Consider the following 20,917-nt stretch of genomic DNA (forward strand, 5'->3'; position numbering starts at 1 on the left):
ACCCCAGGAGCCCGCCATGTGGCGCATGCCCATCGAATCCGCCCCGCACGAGCGCACGTGGATGGCCTTCCCGCGCGAGGGCGTCACCCTCGGCGAGGGTGCCGAGACCCGCGACGAGGGCTATCGCGCGTGGACCGAGGTCGCGCACGCCGTGGCGCAGTTCGAGCCCGTGACGATGGTCGTCGATCCGACCGAGATCGCGCGCGCCCGGCGCATGCTGTCGACCGACGTCGAGATCGTCGAAGCGCCCCTCGACGAGTTCTGGATGCGCGACGTGGGCCCGACCTTCGTCGTCGACCCCGACCGCCCGGGCGTGCTCGGAGCCGTCGACTGGATCTTCAACGGCTGGGGCGCCCCCGACTGGGCCGAGTGGCAGAAGTCGGCGCTGCTCGCGCGCGTGGTCGCCGCGCACGCCGGCGCCGAGCGCATCGACTCGCTGCTCGTGGCCGAGGGCGGCGGCCTGCACGTCGACGGTCGAGGCACCGTGCTGCTCACCGACACGGTGCAGCTCGACCCGCGGCGCAACCCCTTCGCCGACCGCGCGCGGGTGGAGGCCGAGATGGCGCGCACGATCGGCGCGACCGACGCCATCTGGCTCTCGCGCGGCCTCACCCGCGACTACGACGACCTCGGCACGAACGGCCACGTCGACATCGTCGCGACCTTCGCCTCGCCCGACCACGTCCTCGTGCACGAGCAGACGGATGCCGCGCACCCCGACGCCGAGGTCTCGGTCCTCGTTCGACGGGAGCTCACCGACGCCTTCGCCGCCCTCGGTCGGTCGGTGACGATCACCGGCGTCCCCGCCCCCTCCACCCTGCGCGACGAGCACGGCTGGGTCGACTGGAGCTACATCAACCACCTCGTCACCAACGACGGCGTCGTGCTGTGCGGCTTCGGCGACGACGCCGCCGACGCGCGCGCCGCGGAGATCATCGCCGACGCCTATCCCGGCCGACGCGTGGTGACGATCGACTCGCGTCCGATCTTCGATCGCGGCGGTGGCATCCACTGCATCACGCAGCAGCAGCCGAAGGTGGGCTGAGCGGGGGCGCGCCCTCAGCGATCCAGATCGCGCAGCGCGGCGTCGACGGCGGCGACCACCGCCGGCGGCGCGGCCACGGCGGCGAGTTCGGCACGCAGGAGGCGGCCGGGCACCCAGCGGATGTAGGCGTCGAACTCGACCTGCATGTCGACGTCGTGCGCGCCCAGGGCGGCCGACACGACCGCGCACGCGCCGGGGGTGTCGGCGACGACGGCGAGGTCGCTGTCGACGCCGACCGGCTCTCGCGGCGGCGCGAGCGGTGCGTCGACCATCCACCGATGCTCCCCCGCCGTGACCTCGAACACCGGCCGATCGCCCAGCTCGACCCGCGCGAGCATGCCGTGCGGGACCGTCGCCGTCACGGCGATCGCCTCCCCCGCGCGCCGCCACCGCACCCGGGCGCGACCGAAGGGGGTGTCGTGCACCGCCTCCGCCCACGTGAGGGCCTCGACGAACCACGGCCGCACGTGCACGCGCGCCTTCTCGACCCCCAGGCCCGCCACCCGGCGGTGCAGCACGTCGCCGACGGCACCGAGCGCGTAGTGGTTGAGCGACGTCATCCCCGAGGGATGCACCGTCCCGTCGGGGCGCACGGCATCCCAGCGCTCCCACATCGTCGTCGCGCCCATCGACAGCGGGTAGAGCCACGAGGGACACATCGTCTGCAGCAGCAGGCTCTCGGCTGCGGCCTCATGGCCGTTGTCGAGGAGCGCGTCGAGCACGACGGGAGTGCCGAGGAACCCCGTCGCCATCCGGTATCCGCCGGCGCGCAGGAGGAAGGCGAGACGATCGGCCGCGGCCTGTCGGCGCTCGGCCGGGACGAGCCCGAAGGCGAGCGCGAGAGCGTAGGCGGCGGGGGCATCGGATGCCAGACGCCCGGCCGGGGTGAGGTACGCCTCGCAGAACGCGGCGCGCACCTCCTCCGCCAGCCGCGCGTAGGACTCCCCGCCGCCGGCGCGCGCGACCAGGTCGGCGGAGCGGAAGAAGTACGCCGTCGCGACGAGTCCCGGGTCGGCCTTGGCCTTGTCGGGGCGCGAGACGGTGGGGTCCAGCCAGTCGCCGTATTGGAAGCCGGTCTCCCACAGCCGCCCGGGTCCCGCCGCCTCGGCGACGGCGTCGACCCACGCCCGCATCGAGGGCAGCAGCTCCGCGACGATCGCCTCGTCACCGAGACGAGCGGCCATCACCGACGGCACGATCGTCACGGCATCCCCCCATCCCGCGGCCATCACGTCGCCGAGCGCCGGCAGCGGGTCGGGCACGACGGTGGGGACCCGTCCCCCGCGCGGTTCCTGTTCGGCGCGCAGGTCGCGCAGCCAGGACGCGTAGAAGGCGCCGGCGTCGAACAGCGTCATCGCCGTCGCGGCGAACACCTGCGCGTCACCCGTCCACCCCAGACGCTCGTCGCGCTGCGGGCAGTCGGTCGGCAGCGCGAGCGCGTTGCCCTCGAAACTGCGCACGATGTTGGCGTGCAGTCGGTCGAGCCGATCGTCGGAGCACGAGAACCATCCGGTGCGCCGGAGGTCGGTGCGCAGGACGTCGATCACCACGCTCGCAGGATCGACCGCACCGCCGGTGATCTCGACGTAGCGGAACCCGTGGAACGTGAAGGCCGGTCCGCACGCGCGGGGCCCGGTCCCGTCGAGCACGAACTCATCGACCGCCGCCGCCGCACGGAGGGGCCGGACGTTCAGGGCGCCGTCCTCGAGCACCTCGGCGTGCCGCACGGTCACGCGCGAGCCGGCGACCCCGTCGGCGACGAGCCGCACCCGCCCGACGACGTTCTCGCCCACGTCGAGCAGAAGGGTGCCGGCGGCGCTCGGTAGCACCCGCGACCCGCGGAGGGTGCGTACGCGGCGCACCGGCTCCACGTCGATCACCGCCGGGAGGCTCATCGGCGCGATGCACGCGGGGGTCTCCCACCCGGACGCATCGAAACCGGGCTCGCGCCACCCGCCCTGCGCGCGGCGGAAGTCGACGCGCTCGCCCGCGTACAGCCCGCTGGAGACGATCTCGGTGCGCCGCGTCAGCCGCCACCGCTCGTCGGAGCCGATCTCCTCGACGCGCCCGTCGCGGTGCGTCAGCCGCAGCACGGCTCCCACGGCGGCCTGGTCGCCGTAGAAGCGCTCGGCGGTGTCGCCGAACCCGTACCGTTCGGTGAACCACCCGCCCGCGGCGCGGACGGACAGCACCTGGGTCGCGCCGGGGCGCAGCAGCGCGGTCACGTCGGTCGTGGCGAGACCCAGCCGTTTCCGGTAGGCCGTCCACCCCGGCGCGAACAGCGCGTCGTCGACCGGGATGCCGTCGATCGCCGCGTCGAAGACACCGTGGGCCGTGACCCACAGGCGCGCGGCGATCACGGTGTCGGCCACGGAGATCTCGCGCCGCACGGCGAACGGCGCGGCTTCCGTGTCGGGGCCGTCGATGGCGAGCAGCGGCGCCGTCCAGGGCCCGGGGAAGACCACCGCTTCGATCACGGCGGGCCCGCTCCACGGCATCCATTCGTCGTCGACGCCTCGCACGCGCACGCGCAGAGTGTGGCGGGCGCCGGCGGCCAGGTCGGCGAAGGGCCACGGCACCAGCACCCCGTGGGCGGGCACCGCGACCGGTTCGGCGTCGTCGAGACGCAGCTCGGCGCTCTCGGCCCGCCATCCCGTCGGCGCGTCGACGGTCCACGACACGGGAGGGCGGGGCTCCGCGGCGACGGAGACGTCGCGGCGGCGGCCGATGCGCGGGCCGATCAGCCGCACGGACGGAGAGATCACACGGGTCCTTTCGGTCGCGATGCCGCCGCCGGACACGACGGCGGCATCGCGAGAGGGGTCAGCGCCGGGCGAGTCGCCGGCGGACGATCAGCGCTCCCGCGCCGAGGAGGAGCGCGCCGAGGGCGGGGAACAGGATGCCGAGCACCGCGGGAGTCCCCGTGCTCGCGAGCGCCCCCGAGCCGGTGGCACCCCCGGCATCGGGCGCGGGGTCCGCCGACCCCCGGCCGCCACCCGGCTGCGTCGGGGTGCCCGGGTCGGTCGGAGTCCCCGGATCGGTCGGAGTGCCCGGGTCGGTCGGGGTGCCCGGTTCCGGCTCGACCGCGGGGAGCAGACGCACGGCGTGGAACTGCGCCGAGTCCTTCTCGGCGGCGATGCCTCCGCCCCAGGCCAGGTAGCCGTCACGGCCCTGGCCGTCGGCCTCGTTCACGATGATCGCGCTCGACAGCAGCGCGGCGTCGCGATCGACTCCGGCGAGCGCCGTCCAGGGCACCGACACCTCGTACACGGTGCGGTGGGTGTCCTCATCGCGGGAGATCGCGACCTCGGTGCCGGGCACGACGCCCGCACCCTGACCGACCGAGAGCCAGCGGTACAGCTGCGGCCCCTCCGAGGTGAGCGCCATGCCGAACTCGTGCCACACGCTCGCCGCCCCCGGCGCGCCACCGGCGACGGTGAACTGCACGGAGTCGCCCTGCCAGATGTTCGCGCCCGTCGCCGGCTGGTCGTGCACGTCGTCGACGACCTCGGCCGAGATGTACAACGCGTCGTCGTCCCAGGTGAGCCACGCGCGCGCCGACTGGTCGTCGACGGCGGGCGGAGTGTCCGTCCCCTCCGGGGTGAACGTCGCCGGTGTGAGGCCGGTCAGGTCGTCGAGCGTGCCGTCGACCGAGACGCGGTGGCGGGCCGCACCATAGGCAGCGGCGACGTCGAGGGGCGCCACGGCGCCCTCGACCCGTACCGCGGCGCCGTCGACGATCGCCTCCGCGGAGAACGTCGTGCGCGCGTCGAGCTCGCCGAGGGGGACGTCGACGGTCACGGCGTCGCTCGCGGGCAGGACGGCGGGCACGTCGGCCGCGGCATCCGTTCCGCCCAGGGTGTACGTCAGGGACTGGAGGGGAAGGTCGGATGCCGAGGCGTTGCTCAGGCGCAGCCGGAGCACGTCCGTGCCGTCCGCCGAGATCGCCTGCGTTCCGGTCAGGGCGACCGGCTCCTCGATCGTCGTGCGCGCCCGCAGCACGCCGGCGGCGCGGTCGCCGTCGAACAGCCGCGCCACGGTCTCGTACGATCCCGTCGACGTGGGTGCGGGCGCGGAGATGGCGGTGGTCGCGGGTGCGGTGCCGTCGGTGCTCTGTGTGAACGCACGCCCGTCCGGAAGGTTCAGACGCCACGTGGTCGCCGCGCCGTCCGAGCGGCCCGCGACGCTCCAGCGACCGGTCACCTCCGCTCCCACCACACCGCCGTCCAACGAGACCGACGTCTCCGATGCTGCGGCGCCGGTCACGTCGCCGCGCACGTAGAGCGGGTCGTCGTCGACCGTGACGACCACGTCGCCGCCGTCGGCATCCAGGGTGTCGGCTCGGCCGTAGGCGTCGGTCACCGTCACGGCGCCGGTGCCGCTCAGCCGCAGGGTCTGCGCGGTATCCGCCCAGAGCACGCGCAGCGGGCCCTCCGCCGTGTCGAAGAGGTATTGCCGCACCCCCGCGACGGCGTCGTCGCGACCGGCGGAGGTCGCTCCCTCGAGCTGCGCGGCGGCGACGGAGTACGACGCGAAAGCGGGCTTCGGCGTGTAGGCCCCGCGCGTGTCGTCGGCGGCGCGCAGCAGACCGAAGTTCTGCTCGGTCTCGGCCGGGTCGACGCCGTCAGAGACGAGGTCGTACACGTAGTGGCGCGCGGCGTCGTGCGCCGCGGCGATCACGGCGGAACGGGCGATGTCGGACGCCTGTTCGCGCTCCGAGACGGCGCGGGCGTTGGTGCCGGTGGGCCAGCCGTGCTCGGTGATCCACAGCGGCTTGCTCACCCCGCCGTTGTATTGCCGCACGAGCGCGTCGATGCGCGTGAGGGTGTCGTCGAGGGCGTCGGCCGAGACCGGGTAGCTGTAGGGGTGCAGCACGATCCCGTCGACGTACTGCAGCGCCCCGAGGCGGAACGTCTGCTCGAGCCAATCGGTGTTGAGGTTCGCCACCGCCGGCCCGATGACGGGCAGGTCGGGCGCCGCCGCCTTGACGGCCGGGGAGGCCGCGGCGAGAAGGTTCACGTAGTCTTCGGGCGAGGTGCGGGTGTTGCCCCCGAGCCCCAGGTCCCACTCGTTCCACAGCTCGATCCCCGTGGCCTGGTCGCCGAACTCGGTCGCCATGGCGGCGGCGTAGGCCGCGTAGGCGGAGACGGCTTCGTCGCTCGTGGGCCCGTCGCCCCCGTCGTAGAGCGGGTTGCCGTAGCCGGCGAGAAGGAGCGGACGGACGCCGGCCTCCCGCGCCGCGTCGAGGAACTCCGCGCGCGGGCGGTCCCAGTCGTACACGCCCTTCTGCGTCTCGACCTCGCTCCAGTACACCTCGTCGCGCAGCTGGGCGAAGCCGCCCGTGGCCAGCGTGGGCAGGGAGTCGACGCTCCACGACTGCCCGTAATGCGTCGCCGCTCCGAAACGTGCGGTCGCCGAGTCGGCGGCATCGCGATCGGGCAGCACGGCGAAGCTCGTCTCGGCCCGCGCGGCGTCGTCGTCGACCGAGACGGCGAGCGCGTACCAGCCGAGGCCGGATGCCGGCAGCTCGAGCGTGCCGTCGGCATCCTCGGCGCCGTCGGCGACGACCGCGCCGGTCTGGTCGGTGACCGTCCACGCCACCCGGGCGGCGTCGGTGGCATAGGCGATCCGCGGGATCTCCCCCTGGCGGAAGAGGTTGCCGGTGACCAGCGGTGTGAGCGCGACGCTCGGAGCGGCGGCGAGGGCGGGGGATGCCGGGACCAGGAGCGCTGCGCACAGCAACCCCGTCCCGATGAGGCCGCCGCGAACGCGCGGGGGACGGTTTCCAGCAGTGGCGGACACGAATTCTCCTCGTCGAGCGGATTCGGAATCTAGGCAAGCGTTTGCCCTCCAGCAGTGTGGGAGAGGCTGATCGATCTGTCAACACCGGAATGCGCGACGGCGCGCCGAAGCGAATCACGCTTTGACGCTCAGCCCATGAGGTGCTAGACATCTCAGGGCAAGCGATTTCCCTCTTGCTTCCGCTCTTCGCCAAGGAGTTTCAATGACGAAACGTGTCCGTTCCGTCGCCGCCGTGATCGCACTCGGCGGCCTGTCGGTCGCAGCCCTCGCCGGCTGCAGCTCCCCCTCCACGGGGACCACCGACGGCAAGGTCTCGATCCAGATCGGCGACCGGCCCAGCGCCGACCGCCCCGAAGACCGCGCCTACTTCGACAAGCGTGTCGAAGCCTTCCAGCAGGCCAACCCCGACATCACTCTCGAGCCGGTCGAGACGAGCTACGACGCGTCGACCTTCCAGGCACTCTCGGCCGGTGGCAGCCTGCCCACCGTCATGAGTGTGCCGCTGACCGAACCCGCCGGTCTCATCAAGCGGGGCCAGGCCGCCGACCTCACCGACGTCCTGAAGGACGAGGGCCTCCTCGACAGCCTCAACCCCACGGTGCTCAAGCTCGCCGAGAACAGCGAGGGGCGCGCCTACGCCATTCCCACCAACGCCTACTCCTTCGGCCTCGTCTACAACCGCGAGCTGTTCACCAAGGCCGGTCTCGACCCCGATTCCCCGCCCGCCACCTGGGACGAGGTGCGCGCCGCCGCGAAGAAGATCCACGACGCCACGGGCGCCGCCGGGTTCTCCGTCCTCACCACCGCGAACACCGGCGGGTGGCAGTTCTCGGGCATGACCTACTCGTTCGGCGGCACCGTCGAGAACGAGGACGGCTCGCAGGCCACCTTCGACGACAAGCCCTCCACGCAGGCGCTGCAGCTGATCAGCGACATGCGGTGGAAGGACGGCACCATGCCTGAGAACACCCTCTACGACATCCCCACCCAGGGGCAGGACTTCGCCGCCGGCAAGATCGGAATGATCATCGGCGCGAGCGACTCGTACTACAACATCGTGCAGAACCTGAAGCTGCCCGCGGACAGCTTCGGCATCGGCGGGATGCCGCAGGCCAAGGCCGACGAGGGGACCCTCGGCGGCGGCACGGTGCAGATCGTCGACCCGAAGGCGAGCGCCGAGCAGCAGGCCGCTGCGGTCAAGTGGGTGAAGTTCTTCTACCTGCAGCGCTACCTCGACGAGACCACCGCCGTCGACGATGCGAAGGCGTCGAACGAGGCCGGCTCCGTCACGGGCCTCCCGGGGCTTCCCGTCGTCAACAGCGACCAGTACTCCACGTACTTCGACTGGATCGCGGACTACATCAACGTCCCGAGCGCGAACTTCACCCCGTATCTCGACGCGTCGGCATCCATCCCCGTCGTCGCCGAGCCGGTCAACAACGCGCAAGAGGTGTACGGCGCCCTCGACACGGTCGTCCAGACGGTCCTGACCGATCAGGACGCCGACATCCCCTCCCTGCTCAGCACCGCTCAGACCGACGTGCAGTCGCGCCTCAGCCGCTGATCACCCCACCCGGGGCGGGTCGCCGCGCGGCCCGCCCCTCCCTCCCCCGGAGACGTCCATGACCGATCTCGACGAGCGTCCGCGCACCGCCGCGCGAACCACCGCCACTCCCGCGCGCACCGCCCGCCGGCGACGCCCCTGGCGCCCCGGCCTGACCGCGCTGCTCATCGCCGCCCCGGCGATCCTCGTCTACGCCTACTTCTCGTGGGGACCCATCCTCAGCTCGCTCGTGATGAGCGTGCAGCGCGTCGTGTTGACCGGGCAGAGCGACTTCGTCGGTCTCGACAACTTCGTCTACGTCCTGAGCGATCCGGGTCTGCCGCAGGCCGCGGGCAACACGGTGCTGTACACGGTGCTCGCCATCGTCTTCGGCTTCCCGGTGCCGCTCGCCCTCGCGGTGTTCATCTCCGAGATGCGCTCGCGCGCCTGGTACTTCAGCGCCCTCGCCTACCTGCCCGTCATGGTGCCGCCGGTCGTGGCGATCCTCCTGTGGAAGTTCTTCTACGCCCCCGACGCGGATGGCCTGTTCAACACCGTCCTCGGGTGGGTCGGCATCGGTCCCCTGCCCTGGCTCAACTCCCCCGCGAGCGCCATGCCCTCGATCGTCCTGGAGACCACCTGGGCGGGAGCCGGAACCGCGGTCATCATCTACATCGCGGCGCTGACGAGCATCCCCGGCGAGCTGTACGAGGCCGCCGAGCTCGACGGCGCCGGGATCTGGCGCCGCGTCTGGCACGTCGCCCTCCCGCAGATGCGCGGGATCATCGGCACGATGCTGCTGCTGCAGATCATCGGCACGATGCAGGTCTTCACCGAGCCGTTCCTGTTCACCGGCGGGGGTCCGCAGGGAGCGACGAAGACGCTGCTCATGACGATCTACGACTACGCCTTCACCCGCGTCGACTACGGGGCGGCGACCGCGCTCAGCGTGCTTCTCGCCCTCGTCCTCGGCCTGTTCTCCCTGGCCTACTTCCGCCTCACGCGCAGCTGGAGCCGCTCATGAGCCTGCTCTCCCTCGGTCGCCGCCGCCCCGCCGCCGCCCCCGAGCCCCTCACCCGCACCAACATCTCGGATGCCGACCGCTCGCGCCCCTCCGTGCGGATCAGCCTCGGCGTCGGTCACGTCCTCGTGCTCGCGGCGCTGATCATCGCCGGCCTCGGGCCGATCGTCTGGCTCGCCCTCGCGGCGGTCTCGCCGACGCAGGACCTCATCCGCGGCCCGTTCTCCTTTTTCTCCAGCGGCGTCGTGCAGTGGGAGAACCTCGGCATCGCGTGGGAACGCGGCCGCATCGGTCACTACCTCACCAACACCGCGATCCTCGCGGCCGGCTCGGTCGTGACCACGCTGCTCGTCTCGACGACCGCCGCCTTCGTCATCACGGTGCTGCGCCCGCGTTGGGGCAAGGTGCTCTCCGGCGCGATCCTCGCCACCCTCTTCATCCCGGGCATCGTCTCGCTCGTGCCGCTGTACCTCACGGTGCGCGAACTGCCGGTCCTCGGCATCTCGCTCATCGACACGTGGTGGGCGGTCTGGCTCCCCGCGGGCGCGACGGCCTTCAACGTGCTGATCATCTCGCGCTTCCTCGAGGCGATCCCCGCCGACCTGTACGAGGCGGCGCGCATCGACGGCGCCGGCCCGCTTCGCATCCTGTGGAGCATCGTCCTGCCCCTGGCGCGACCGATCCTCGGCGTCGTCGGCCTGCTGACCGTGGTGGCGTCGTGGAAGGACTACCTGTGGCCGCTGCTGGTGCTGCCCACCCCCGACAACCAGCCGGTCTCGGTGGCGCTGCCGCGCCTGGCCGATCAGACCGAGCTCAGCGTGCAGATGGCCGCGCTGTTCCTCTCGCTCGTCATCCCGGTGGCGCTGTTCCTCGTCTTCCAGCGCCAGTTCCTGCGGGGCGCGAGCATGGCGGGCGGGGTGAAGGGATGAGCCGCATCCTCGTCACGGGGGCCGACGGAGAGATCGGCCGCGCCGTCAGCGAGAGCCTCGTCGCCGCCGGTCACTCCGTCACCGCCCTGTCGCTGTCGTTCTCGTCGCACCACCCGGCCGACCGCCTCGTCGAGGGGGACGCGACCTCGCCCGACGTGGTCGACCGCGCGATGGACGACGTCGACGCCGTCGCCCACTTCGCCGCGATCCCGCACCCCACCCTCGGCACCCCCATCGACGTGTTCCGCGTCAACACCGCCGCGACCTTCACCGTGCTCACCCGCGCCGGCGAGCGAGGGGTGCGTCGGGCCGTGATCGCCAGCAGCATCAATGCCATCGGATACCCGAACAACCCCCACGGCGCGTTCCCCCCGGCCTTCCCGCTCGACGCGCACACGCCGCCCGACATCGCCGATGCGTACTCGCTGTCCAAGCTCGTCGACGAGCGCACCGCGGCCTACGCCCACCGCCGCTACGGTCTCGACGTCGTCGCGCTGCGCTTCCCCCTGGTGAAGTGGCCCGACGTGCTGCGCGACGTCGCCCTCGAGTTCGAGGCCGACCCGGGTCGGCTCGCCCGCGAGGGCTGGGCGTACCTCACGATGCACGACGCCACCCGCGCGGTGCAGCGCGCGCTCGAAGCCGACGTCGTCGGCGCGCCCGTGATCCCCCTCAGTGCCGCCGACACCCTGCTGCCGATCGACTCGGCCGAGCTGGTGGCGCGATACGCCCCCGGCACCGTCCTCGCGCACCCGGTCGTCGGGCGGGCCGCCCTCGTCGACACGAGCGCGGCCCGCGACCTGCTGGGCTTCGCGCCGAGCGAATCCATCCACGACGGCACCGCCACCGAACGGGCGTCCCTGATCAGGAGCGAACGATGACCCTCGCCGAGACCGACACGGCCTTCCCACAGCCCTGGTTACCGCGCGAGGACGTCCGCATCACCGACCTCCGCGCGATCGTCACCGCCCCCGAGGGGATCCCGCTCGTCGTGGTGCGCGTCGACACCGACCAGCCGGGCCTCTACGGCTACGGCTGTGCGACGTTCACGCAGCGCTGGAAGGCGGTCGTGGCGTTCCTCGAGCACGTGCGCCCGCTCGTCGTCGGCCGCTACCCCGGCGACATCGACGACCTCACGCGCCTCGTGCGCTTCACCGGGTACTGGCGCGAGGGACCGGTCGGCAACAACGCGCTGTCGGGGCTCGACATGGCGCTGTGGGACATCGCCGGCAAGAGAGCCGGGATGCCGGTGTACGAGTTGTTCGGTGGGCGGGTCCGCGCCGCCGCCGACACGTACCTGCACGCCGAGGGCGCGGATGCCGCGGCGACCACCGACCACGTCCGGGAGCTCATGGCGGCCGGACAGCGTCACGTGCGCATCCAGTCCGGCCAGCAGGGCGCGGGCCACTACGGGGCGCCCCCGCTCGTCGGCGAGTTCGCCTGGGCGAAGCACGCCGCGGGGTGGCGGGTCGAGGACTACCTCGTCGCCACGCCGCGCCTCTTCGCGCACGTGCGCGAAGAGCTCGGCGACGGTGTCGAACTGCTGCACGACGTCCACTCGCGCTTGAGCCCGAGCCAGGCCATCACGCTGACGCGCAGTCTCGAGCCCTACCGCCCCTTCTTCGTCGAGGACGTGCTCGCCCCCGAGCACTGGCACCGTCTCGGCGAGGTGCGTCAGGCGTCACCCGTGCCGATCGCGGTCGGCGAGCTGGCGACCTCGTTCACCGATGCCGCCCGGCTCGTGCGCGAGCACCAGGTCGACTACCTGCGCGCGCACCTTTCCGACGTCGGCGGGGTGAGCGCGGCCCGGCGCCTCGCGGTCCTCGCCGACATCGAGGGCGTGCGCACCGCCTGGCACTCCCCCGGCGACGCCTCGCCGTTCGCGGTCGCCGCCGCCGTCGCCCTCGACGTCACCTCGCCCGCCTTCGGCATCCAAGAGGGGCACGTCTACAACGAGGCGGCCCACGAGGTGTTCCCCGGCATGATCGACATCGTCGACGGCTGGCTGACCCCCAACGACGCCCCCGGGTGGGGCATCGAGGTCGACGAGAAGGCCGCCGCCCGCTTCCCCGCGGGGCTGTCCGGCCACGACGCGTGGGCCGCGAAGGTGCGCGCGCCCGACGGCGCGTTGATCGCCCCCTGACCCTTCCGCCCCCTCGAAGAGAGATCCCGCATGACCTGGTCCCTCGCGCCCTCGCGGCGCTGGCTGCTCCGCGACGGCGAGCCCGCCTTCCTCCTGGCCGACACCGTCTGGGCCGCCTTCGGCGGCGCCCGCCCCGACGAGTGGCTCGATCACCTCGAGCGCCGGCGTCGTCAGGGGTTCAACGCGCTGCTGTTCAGCATCCTGCCGATCGAGCACGATCGCTCCAGCGGCACGCTCTCGCCCTACGCGATCCGCGACGGGCGGCTCGACTTCGCCGCCGGCGACCCCGCCTACTGGGACGACGCCGAGCGCGTGCTCGCCGCCGCCCGCGCGCACGGCTTCACGCCGATGCTCGTGCTGCTGTGGAACAACTTCGTGCCCGGCACGTGGGGGGCCGGTCTCACCCCGGATCACGTGATGGATGCCGAGCAGACGGCGTCGTACGTGGCCGACGCCGTCGCCCGCTTCGCGCGCTTCGACCCGGTCTGGATCGTCTCGGGCGACGACGACCTCAACGACGACACCGCTCTCGCGCGCTACAGCGCGGTCGCGGCGCAGGTGCGCGAGCTCGCGCCCGACCAGCTGATCACCTGGCACGACACTCCCACGGCCCGGATGCCGGCATCCCTCGCCGACGGCGGACTGCTCGACTTCCACGGCCTGCAGTCCGGTCACAACGAGGCCTGGGACACCCTCCCCGCCGAGCTGACCCGGTACTACCGCGCGATGGACGTCGACCGCCCGATCATCAACCTCGAGCCCTGCTACGAGGGGCTCGGGCGCTTCGCCGGGCGCGCGCGGCACTCCGCCGCCGACGTCCGCCGGGCGAGCTGGACCGGTGTCGTCGCGGGCGCCGCGGCCGGCCTCGGCTACGGCGCGCACGGCGTGTGGTCGTGGCACCGGCGGGGCGAGGGCTTCGCCGCGGCCGACGTGCACGGCGATCCCTTCCCGTTCGCGGTGGCCGCGGAATTCCCCGGCGCCGACGACGTCGCCCTCGTGCGGCGCATCGTGGATGCCGAGCGGCTGTGGGGCCTCGACGGCGATGACGATCTGCTGGTCGACGAACCCTCCGGCGCCGTCGCGGGCCGCACGCCCGACGGCGTCGTCGCGGTGTACGCGCCCGAGGCGTTCGCCCTGACCCTGCGCGGGCGCGCCGACGCGAATCTCGAGGTGAGCGTGTACGACCTCGCCGCGCGCCGCCCCGACGCCGCGCGCTGGAGTCTCGTCGACGGCGGCGTGCGGCTCGCGCAGCCGGAGTTCCCCGGCGACGCCCTCTACGTCATCCGCGGACTCGCACCGATCGGCCGCTGATGGCGCACGTGTTCACCCTCGGCGAGGCGCTCGCGACCTTCTTCGTCGATGCCGGCGGGGAGCCGTCGATGGTCGCCGTCGCCGGAGCCGAACTGAACACCGCCGTGGGCGTGGCTCGTCTCGGCCACCGTTCGTCGTGGATGTCGCGCCTCGGCGACGACGCCTTCGCCGGCCTCGTGCGCGCGACGCTGGCGGCCGAGGGGATCGACGACCGCTTCGTGCGCGCGGCGCCCGGGGAGAAGACCGGTCTCATCGTCAAGCAGCGCCTGAGCGACGACCTGGTGCGCAGCGAGCACTACCGCGTCGGCTCGGCGGCCTCCGGACTCACCGCCGCCGACTTCACGGCCGACGATCTCGCGGACGTCGACCTGGTGCACGTCTCCTGCATCACGGCCTCCCTCGGCGAGGGGCCGCGTGCGCTCTTCGAACGCGTGGTGCACGAGGCGGCGGGTCGCGGCATCCCGGTCTCGCTCGACACGAACCATCGGCCGCAGCTCATCGACGACGCCGGGCTGCGTGACGCCGTCGACGACGTGATCGAGCACGTGGACACCCTGCTGTGCAACGAAGACGAGGCGCGGGTGCTCACGGGCCTCGACGATGCGGAGGAGGCCGTCGCGACCCTCCTGGCCCGCGGACCGCGCACGGTGGTGGTCAAGCTCGGCCGCCACGGAGCCGTCGCGGGCGACGCCGCGGGCGTGCGACGCTCGCCCGCCGTGGAGATCCCCCCGCCGCACCACCCGGTCGGCGCGGGCGATGCGTTCGCCGCCGGGTGGATCACCGCGGTCCTCGAGGGGCTCCCCGTCGACGGAGCCCTGCGCCGTGCCGCGTGGTGCGCCGCCCGCGTCGTCGCCGACCCGGGCGACCACACCGGCTTCCCCTCCCGCGACCGCCTCGCCGAGGTCGCCGCGTGAGCGCCGGGCCGGCGCGCGTCGCGCTGCGATCGGACGACCTGCTCGTCGAGGTCGACGCCGAGGGGGCGCGCATCGCCCGCCTGACCCATGTGCCGACCGGCCGGGAGATCCTCGCGACCACCCCCTGGGCGGACGAGGCGCGCGACGCGTTCTCGCTCCCCGACTCCAGCGGCGAGTGGCACCGCCGTTACCCGGGCGGGTGGCACGTCCTGCTCCCGCGCGCGGGTGACGCCCCCGCCGGCGTCGCGCCGACGCAGCCGTTCCACGGCGAGGCGGCCTGGCGCACGTGGACGCTGTCGCAGGAGGGCGGCTCGTGTCGCGCCCGCGTGCACCTGCGCACGGTCCCCCTCGAGGTCGACCGCGTCGTCTCGCTCGTCGAGAGCGGGCTGCGCGTCGACACCGCCGTGCACAACCACTCGTCCGAGACCGTCCGCATCGGGTGGGCGGAGCACCCGGCCTTCGCGGGCGATCTGTTCGATGACGCCGCGGTCTCGACCGGCGGCGGCGGCCTCGCGGTCGCCCCGCCGCCGTCGGCGGGTTTCGACGACGTCTCGGGGGCCGCGGGCTCGCTCACCGTCGAGGGTCGTGAGCTCGCGCTCGCGCTGAGCTGGGACGCGCGGCTCTTCCCCCGCCTGTTCGTCTGGCGCGAGCGCCGCGGATCGACCGGTTTCCCGTGGTGGGCGCAGGTGGATGCCGTGGGACTCGAGCCCTCGTCCGACCCGTACGCCCAGCCGGGCGACGCCCTCGGCTCGATCGAGGTCGCCCCCGGGGCGACGGTGCGCTCGACGGTGACCCTGCACGTCCGCGGCATCGGCGCCGCGACGGCCTAAGATCGATCCGCAATGGCGAAAGACGCGATCTCCCTCCGCGACGTGGCGGCTCTGGCAGGAGTGTCGGTTCCCACGGCGTCGAAGGTGCTGCGCGGACAGGGCAAGGTCTCCGAGACCACGCGCGAACGCATCCTGGCCGTCGCGAAGCGCCTGGACTACCAGCCCAACGCCCTGGGGCAGTTCCTCGCGCAGGGGCGCAGCGCCACCGTCGCGGTGCTGACCGTGAACGCCCCCGGTGCCTTCACGATGCCGGTGCTCACCGGCGCCACCACCGCCTTCGGCGCTCGCGACCTCTCCGTGCTCGTCTCCGACGCCCATCTGGACCGCGCCCTGTTCGCGGCGACGGCCCGCAAGCTCCGCGCCCGCAGCATCGACGGCCTGCTCGTGATCGGTGACGGCTCGAGCTCCGACATCCACTCCATCAGCGCCGGCTTCACGGTGCCCGTGGTCTACGCCTACGGCCACTCCGACGACGCCGAGGACGCGTCGTTCCTCCACGACGGCTACGGGGCCGGTCGCCTCGCCGGCGAGCACCTCGTCTCGATCGGATGCCGTCGCATCGCCCACGTCTCGGCCGCCGACCACGACCGCTCCGCACGCGACCGCTCGACGGGGCTCTCCGACGCGCTGAGCGAGGCGGGACTCGCGCTCGACCCCGCCCTCGTGCTGCGCGGCGACTGGTCGCAGGCGTGGGGCCGCGCGGCCGCCCAGCGCCTCATCGCCTCGGGCGTCGCCTTCGACGGCGTGTGCTGCGGCAACGACACGATCGCCACCGCCGTCGCCGGGGTGCTGGCCGAGGCCGGCATCCGCGTCCCCCACGACGTCGCGATCACCGGAATGGACAACCTCGCCGGCTCCACCGGCCAGGACGACGACAGTCTCACCACGATCGATCTGCGCCTGAGCGCTCTCGGCGACCGTGCCGCGAACTACCTCGCCGACGTCATCGGCGGCACCGAATACGCCCCGGGCCGCCACGTCGAGCCCGCGCAGCTCGTCCTCGGTCGCTCGACCGCCCGCTGAGCGCGAGGCGGTTCCTCGAGCGCGGGCCCGAGTGTCGTTCCTTCGCCGGAATCGGTGACGGGATCGAGAGAAATCGAGCCGCCGCACAACGGGGCTCCCCGTCGCCCTACGCCGGCGACGCGGTCAGCGCACCGCGGCCAGCACGAGCGGGTCGCTGCATCCTCGAGCGAAGCCCCGGATGCGCCGGTCCATGTCGTGCTGCAGCAGCAGCGCGCCGATCAGTTCGGCGAGCGGCGCCAGCCACCGGGGGCGGCACGCGAAGTTGTAGCGCCACACGGCGAGAGTGCTGTGCGGGTCGTGGGCGACGGGGGTGAACTTCCACCCGCCAGCGAGTCGTTCGAAGAACCACGACCCCTTCGTCATCTTCATGCCGACGTTCGACGGCGGGTTGTACGAGACGTACTCGCTCTCCATGCGGAAGCCGAAACGCTGCACGGTGTGGGTCCGCACGCCCTTGCCCGGGGCGGTCGCGCCGTCGACGAAGTACTGGCGTCGGATGAACGGATCCCATCGCTTGCGGATCTCACCGGTGGTCTGCGAGACGGCGAACGCCGTGCTCGGATCGACCGGGACGACGCAGCGGGACTCGATGACGGGCATGCACTCATCGTGGCAGGCCGCACCTGTCCGCACATCTCGGGAAGAACATGACGAAGGCCCCGAATCCGTGAGGATTCAGGGCCTTCGTGGTGGCGGTGACGGTGGGATTTGAACCCCCATGCGAGCCGCGCCGCGCGCTTCACGCCATGACACTTCCTCAGATTCTGCGCTGTTTCGATTTGCAGAGATCGCCTCGTGTCCGGTCAGCGTCGCTCAGTTGTTGTCAGCCCGTTGTCACGAACTCTTGTCCGCGTGGCACACCGCGGCTGACTATCCCTGAGATGGCCGGAGCCTCAATCAGAGTCATCGACGGTCCCGACGAATCGGCGCATCGCGCGTTGGCACCTTCCCCACCGGTGAGGTCACGGCCGCAAACATGTCCTCCGCAAGGTACTGCCGGCCATACGTTCCAAACGGGCCGACGAGGATGTCGTAATCGACGAGCTTTTGCAGAGCTTGCGACACCGCGGGCGGGGTCTTTCCGAACCGCTCACACATCATCGAGACGGTGACGATTGGGTCCGCGACGAGTGCATCCACGATGTCTCGGATGACACCCTTCGCGTTTTCATCTTGGAGAATCTGAACATATCGGGCCTGCACCGCCAGCATGCGGTCGACGCGAAGCGCCACGTCCTCGGCCGAAGAGGCAACCCCCTGGGCAAAGAACCGAACCCACTCGTCCCAGTCGCCGGTGGCTGAAACGTGGGCCAGTCGTTCCTGGTACTCGGTGCGCCGAGCTTCGAACCACGGCGACACGCTCAGCAGCGGCTCGCCGATAAGGCCGTCGACCATGAACTGCAACACCACCATCAGGCGCCCGATACGGCCGTTGCCATCGTTGAACGGATGAAGCGTCTCGAACTGGTAGTGAGCCATAGCTGCGGCAACAATTGGATCGCGGTCACCAGGGGCGTCCGAAATCCACCGCACAAGATCCTGGACAGCCACGTTCAATTGGGTACCGGCCGGCATTGGAACGAATCGCGCGTCCTCGATGGCGCCCGTCGGGCTACCGATGGCCACCTGAGTGGTACGGACACGTCCAGCCTGGTCAGTGTCCGCGTCCGTGCCGCGGACCAGGATTCCATGTACGGTCTCGATCAATCCGACGTTCAGCGGTCGACCATCTTCCACAATGTCGTATGCAAGAGTCGCAGCCTCGACGTAGTTCAAGACCTCGCGGAGCTCCTTGCTCTTAGACGCTTCGTCGGTCGCGTCGGATGCAAGCACTTGCTCCAGGGGTGCGAAGGTGCCCTCAAGCGCCGAGGTACTCTGCGCCTCGCGACGCAACGTGGGGCGCAGGAACGTTCGGGGGTTTGGAACCAACCGAGACGCCTGATCCAGACGAGCCAGCGCGCGGCTCGCCGCGGTCACCGCGTGCCAGGTCGAGGAGGCGAACGACGGCTCCTCTCCTAGCGGCGACGCGACGAACGCAACGTGCTCATAGGAGCGATTGAATCGACCGTCCATCCCCGAGATGGGAACAAGCGCACCGACGGGGCTAGCTTCGAACCGCGTGACATCCACAAATGAAAGTTATCACGCAAAAACTAACATTTGGCTGAGTAGATATGAAGCTCGCCAACAGTGTGGTGAGGGCAATGAAAGCCAACAGGCGCGGGACCAATAGTTACACCGGTGTAATTAAGGTCCCGCCTGTATCAATCTCCTAGGCGCCGCCGGGTGCTACGCGTGTCGATTTGCGAACCCAATTGACACTTTGGTATGCACCACCGGAGGAGACTCCCGTCGCCCGACACGGTCTCCCGCCCCGTACCAGCTGGAGGGGCTTGGCCGTCATGGTGGACGCTGCTAGTTTGCCCCGCGTGAACAGAAGGTGCGCAGGCAGCGTGGGCTCCCAGTGATGCCCGATGAGCACCGCCGTCCCCTCGCAACTCAGGACGAGGGCGCGGATTGGCTCTACCGGGACGTTCCGAAGCGCGTCTATAGGCGCGTGGTGCTTCTGGTTGTGCCGAGCGATGCCCCCAAGCGCGTACGGATCCAGCACCTCGACCCGGAAATGAGGGGGACCGCCGAGTGGGTACCGGCGGCGCGACTCGAGGTTCCGTGGGAGGCGCGGGGGGTGTACTTGGTCGCTGTCGACGCCCTGCACCGCTTGCAGTCCCATGCCCCGAAGACGCTGGTCACGGATCTCGCGTCACGGCTTCTGCCCGGCTACATCCACCCAGGTACGGCCGACCTCTACTACAACGGGGCGGGAGGTGTCCTCGAGATCTTCGATGTACAGACCTTCCGGGCTGAGGTGGGAGAGGACGTCCAATCCCTGATGGGGCACCCCGATTCGATCGTCGATGATCACCGAGCGTTCATCCCGTGGCCGGCTCTCGAGCGAATCCTGGTGGCACTCATCGAGGCTGACCCTGACCCGGCCATGCGGCTACTCGACGAACTGACCCGGGAGCAGGAGCGCTTCGATCTGACCGTCGACCGGGATGGCCCGCGCTGGTGGATGTTAGACGATGAGGACAGTCATGAGGCGGCGAGGCTGCGCCAATGGCACGAGCGGGATCTTGAGACGATCGCTACTCTCCGCCGGTGGTTGAACCTGGACACGCCGTCACTCGCGGAGAGCTACATCGAGTTGCGTGGCATGTACACCGACCTCGCCGCAATCGTCCAGGCGGCAATACCTCGCGTTCAGATGGACCGGTCACAGAAGTCGGCGCGCCTAGCTAAGCGCATGGCCGAGCTCCTAGACCGCCCCCTCCCGATCGTCGACGTCCGCGGAGTCCGTTTGATGCCTGACGATGAGGGTTACCCGGATCCCCTCGGCGGACCTGATGTCGGCGGCCCACCGTGACCGTATAACCCGAGCCGGCCGCGCCGCTCCGATCCCCCTCACACGCGGGCGACGGTCCTCGCACGCCCGAAGGGTTCGAGTACCGCTGGACGAAGCATGCTCTCACCAAGGCTCGTCGACGGACGGCTCACCAAACGTCAGTCGCACGTCGGCACCCCAACGCGGATCCTTTGCCCACCCAGTGAAGACCGATGAGGTGGCCATTCCGTCCAAGAACTCCTGCAGATCAAATGGGGGGAACGTCTCTTGATGCAGATCCAAGGTGAAGAACATTGCGTCGCAGACGTAGTAGAGCATCGATTGACGCAGATGCCACTTCCAAAAGGCCGCCGGGGTAAAGGACATACTCACGGGAAAGCCGCGGCGGTCGAACCGTCCGCTCTCGAGCAGGTACGGCAGATCCCCATCCTCAAATTCGGTCTCCGACGCGAAGATTTTTGTCCAGTCAGGTCCGGGTGACCAGTGTGCGAGCTTGTTCCGGTGGGCCCCAACGTCCCGCAAGCCATTCAAAAACCGATCACGACCTGTCCACGCCCGCGGCCAGAGGGCAGAGATCATGCGAACCTTCGATGAATACGACTCGCCCGCCGCCAGACCCAAACGAGCGTGCTCCTTGTAAACAAGGTTCCCGATGAGCACGGTCAATGTCCCGTCTAGCTTGTTGACACCGCCCACATACAAGCCCACGTACAGCGCTAGTCGCCGCTCCGCGTTCAGCTTCTCGAGCTCTTCCGCAGATGGCTCCACTGGCCGACGCTTAGGAATCTCCACAAATACACAGTAGGCGCCTCATCGCAAAGCTTTGCGGACGGACCGGTGGGGGAGCCGACCGGAGAATTGGGGTGGTGGGTCATTGGCTGGTGATGCGGCTTACGCGATCTCGCTCGGCCCCGATGTCGGCGGTCCACCGTAGCCTGGTGTCCTCTCGGCCGGAG

At 71.0% G+C, this 20,917-nt stretch carries 16 protein-coding genes; 11 read left to right on the forward strand and 5 right to left on the reverse strand.

Annotated elements, in window-relative coordinates; all coding sequences use genetic code 11:
• Nucleotides 1–16 precede the first annotated feature (16 nt).
• Nucleotides 17–1,045, forward strand: coding sequence for an agmatine deiminase family protein (locus AB0230_RS04965; protein ID WP_315993724.1), 1,029 nt, complete (start codon nt 17–19; stop codon nt 1,043–1,045).
• A gap of 14 nt (nt 1,046–1,059) precedes the next feature.
• Here AB0230_RS04965 and AB0230_RS04970 read toward each other — a convergent pair whose 3' ends face one another.
• The gene (locus tag AB0230_RS04970) at nt 1,060–3,810 is read right to left on the reverse strand and encodes a family 78 glycoside hydrolase catalytic domain (protein ID WP_366374296.1); all 2,751 of its coding nucleotides are present in this window, start codon (nt 3,808–3,810) and stop codon (nt 1,060–1,062) included.
• A 58-nt stretch (nt 3,811–3,868) separates the two neighbouring features.
• The gene (locus AB0230_RS04975) at nt 3,869–6,847 is read right to left on the reverse strand and encodes a sugar-binding protein (protein WP_366374298.1); all 2,979 of its coding nucleotides are present in this window, start codon (nt 6,845–6,847) and stop codon (nt 3,869–3,871) included.
• A gap of 202 nt (nt 6,848–7,049) precedes the next feature.
• Between AB0230_RS04975 and AB0230_RS04980 the strand changes: the two genes are divergently transcribed.
• Genes AB0230_RS04980 through AB0230_RS05020 form a run of 9 tightly spaced genes read left to right on the forward strand, consistent with a single transcriptional unit; the run spans nt 7,050 to nt 16,558 of the window.
• A complete protein-coding gene (locus tag AB0230_RS04980; RefSeq protein WP_363387329.1) occupies nt 7,050–8,411 on the forward strand; it encodes an extracellular solute-binding protein in 1,362 nt (453 codons plus the stop codon).
• A gap of 58 nt (nt 8,412–8,469) precedes the next feature.
• Nucleotides 8,470–9,414, forward strand: coding sequence for a sugar ABC transporter permease (locus AB0230_RS04985; RefSeq protein ID WP_315993728.1), 945 nt, complete (start codon nt 8,470–8,472; stop codon nt 9,412–9,414).
• Nucleotides 9,411–10,340 (forward strand): carbohydrate ABC transporter permease, encoded by a 930-nt coding sequence (locus AB0230_RS04990; RefSeq protein ID WP_315993729.1) that lies wholly within the window; start codon nt 9,411–9,413, stop codon nt 10,338–10,340. The genes AB0230_RS04985 and AB0230_RS04990 overlap by 4 nt, the downstream gene beginning before the upstream one ends.
• The gene (locus AB0230_RS04995; protein ID WP_366374301.1) at nt 10,337–11,218 is read left to right on the forward strand and encodes an NAD(P)-dependent oxidoreductase; all 882 of its coding nucleotides are present in this window, start codon (nt 10,337–10,339) and stop codon (nt 11,216–11,218) included. The genes AB0230_RS04990 and AB0230_RS04995 overlap by 4 nt, the downstream gene beginning before the upstream one ends.
• On the forward strand, nt 11,215–12,480 hold the full coding sequence (locus tag AB0230_RS05000) for an enolase C-terminal domain-like protein (protein ID WP_363577784.1): 1,266 nt from the start codon (nt 11,215–11,217) through the stop codon (nt 12,478–12,480). The genes AB0230_RS04995 and AB0230_RS05000 overlap by 4 nt, the downstream gene beginning before the upstream one ends.
• Before the next feature lie 30 nt (nt 12,481–12,510).
• The gene (locus AB0230_RS05005) at nt 12,511–13,791 is read left to right on the forward strand and encodes a DUF4038 domain-containing protein (protein WP_366374304.1); all 1,281 of its coding nucleotides are present in this window, start codon (nt 12,511–12,513) and stop codon (nt 13,789–13,791) included.
• Nucleotides 13,791–14,705, forward strand: coding sequence for a sugar kinase (locus AB0230_RS05010; RefSeq protein ID WP_366374306.1), 915 nt, complete (start codon nt 13,791–13,793; stop codon nt 14,703–14,705). The genes AB0230_RS05005 and AB0230_RS05010 overlap by 1 nt, the downstream gene beginning before the upstream one ends.
• Nucleotides 14,702–15,535, forward strand: coding sequence for a hypothetical protein (locus tag AB0230_RS05015; protein WP_366374308.1), 834 nt, complete (start codon nt 14,702–14,704; stop codon nt 15,533–15,535). The genes AB0230_RS05010 and AB0230_RS05015 overlap by 4 nt, the downstream gene beginning before the upstream one ends.
• Nucleotides 15,536–15,547: 12 nt before the next feature.
• Complete coding sequence (locus AB0230_RS05020; protein ID WP_315993735.1) at nt 15,548–16,558, forward strand: LacI family DNA-binding transcriptional regulator; 1,011 nt, start codon at nt 15,548–15,550, stop codon at nt 16,556–16,558.
• A gap of 123 nt (nt 16,559–16,681) precedes the next feature.
• Here the strand turns inward: AB0230_RS05020 and AB0230_RS05025 are convergent, their stop codons facing one another.
• Together AB0230_RS05025 and AB0230_RS05030 are read right to left on the reverse strand one after the other, a co-directional pair.
• Nucleotides 16,682–17,158, reverse strand: a complete 477-nt coding sequence (locus tag AB0230_RS05025) for an SRPBCC family protein (protein ID WP_366374311.1) — start codon at nt 17,156–17,158, stop codon at nt 16,682–16,684.
• 303 nt (nt 17,159–17,461) lie between these two features.
• Nucleotides 17,462–18,631, reverse strand: a complete 1,170-nt coding sequence (locus AB0230_RS05030) for a Fic/DOC family N-terminal domain-containing protein (RefSeq protein WP_366374313.1) — start codon at nt 18,629–18,631, stop codon at nt 17,462–17,464.
• 394 nt (nt 18,632–19,025) lie between these two features.
• On the opposite strand from AB0230_RS05030, the gene AB0230_RS05035 reads away from it, so the two are divergent.
• Nucleotides 19,026–19,982 carry a hypothetical protein gene (locus AB0230_RS05035; RefSeq protein ID WP_366374315.1) on the forward strand — a complete coding sequence of 319 codons (957 nt, stop codon included), beginning with the start codon at nt 19,026–19,028 and terminating at the stop codon, nt 19,980–19,982.
• A gap of 102 nt (nt 19,983–20,084) precedes the next feature.
• Here AB0230_RS05035 and AB0230_RS05040 read toward each other — a convergent pair whose 3' ends face one another.
• Entirely contained in the window at nt 20,085–20,729 is a 645-nt protein-coding gene (locus AB0230_RS05040; RefSeq protein WP_366374317.1) for a hypothetical protein, read from the reverse strand.
• Nucleotides 20,730–20,917: the final 188 nt, after the last annotated feature.

It is taken from the genome of Microbacterium sp. NPDC089190, assembly GCF_040701795.1.
GTDB lineage: Bacteria > Actinomycetota > Actinomycetes > Actinomycetales > Microbacteriaceae > Microbacterium > Microbacterium galbum.

Coding starts and splice junctions, on each gene's coding strand:
- AB0230_RS04965 (WP_315993724.1), top strand. CDS start 17: ATGTGGCGCATGCCCATCGAATCCGCCCCGCACGAGCGCACGTGGATG.
- AB0230_RS04980 (WP_363387329.1), top strand. CDS start 7,050: ATGACGAAACGTGTCCGTTCCGTCGCCGCCGTGATCGCACTCGGCGGC.
- AB0230_RS04985 (WP_315993728.1), top strand. CDS start 8,470: ATGACCGATCTCGACGAGCGTCCGCGCACCGCCGCGCGAACCACCGCC.
- AB0230_RS04990 (WP_315993729.1), top strand. CDS start 9,411: ATGAGCCTGCTCTCCCTCGGTCGCCGCCGCCCCGCCGCCGCCCCCGAG.
- AB0230_RS04995 (WP_366374301.1), top strand. CDS start 10,337: ATGAGCCGCATCCTCGTCACGGGGGCCGACGGAGAGATCGGCCGCGCC.
- AB0230_RS05000 (WP_363577784.1), top strand. CDS start 11,215: ATGACCCTCGCCGAGACCGACACGGCCTTCCCACAGCCCTGGTTACCG.
- AB0230_RS05005 (WP_366374304.1), top strand. CDS start 12,511: ATGACCTGGTCCCTCGCGCCCTCGCGGCGCTGGCTGCTCCGCGACGGC.
- AB0230_RS05010 (WP_366374306.1), top strand. CDS start 13,791: ATGGCGCACGTGTTCACCCTCGGCGAGGCGCTCGCGACCTTCTTCGTC.
- AB0230_RS05020 (WP_315993735.1), top strand. CDS start 15,548: ATGGCGAAAGACGCGATCTCCCTCCGCGACGTGGCGGCTCTGGCAGGA.
- AB0230_RS05025 (WP_366374311.1), bottom strand. CDS start 17,158: ATGCCCGTCATCGAGTCCCGCTGCGTCGTCCCGGTCGATCCGAGCACG.
- AB0230_RS05030 (WP_366374313.1), bottom strand. CDS start 18,631: ATGGACGGTCGATTCAATCGCTCCTATGAGCACGTTGCGTTCGTCGCG.
- AB0230_RS05035 (WP_366374315.1), top strand. CDS start 19,026: ATGCCCGATGAGCACCGCCGTCCCCTCGCAACTCAGGACGAGGGCGCG.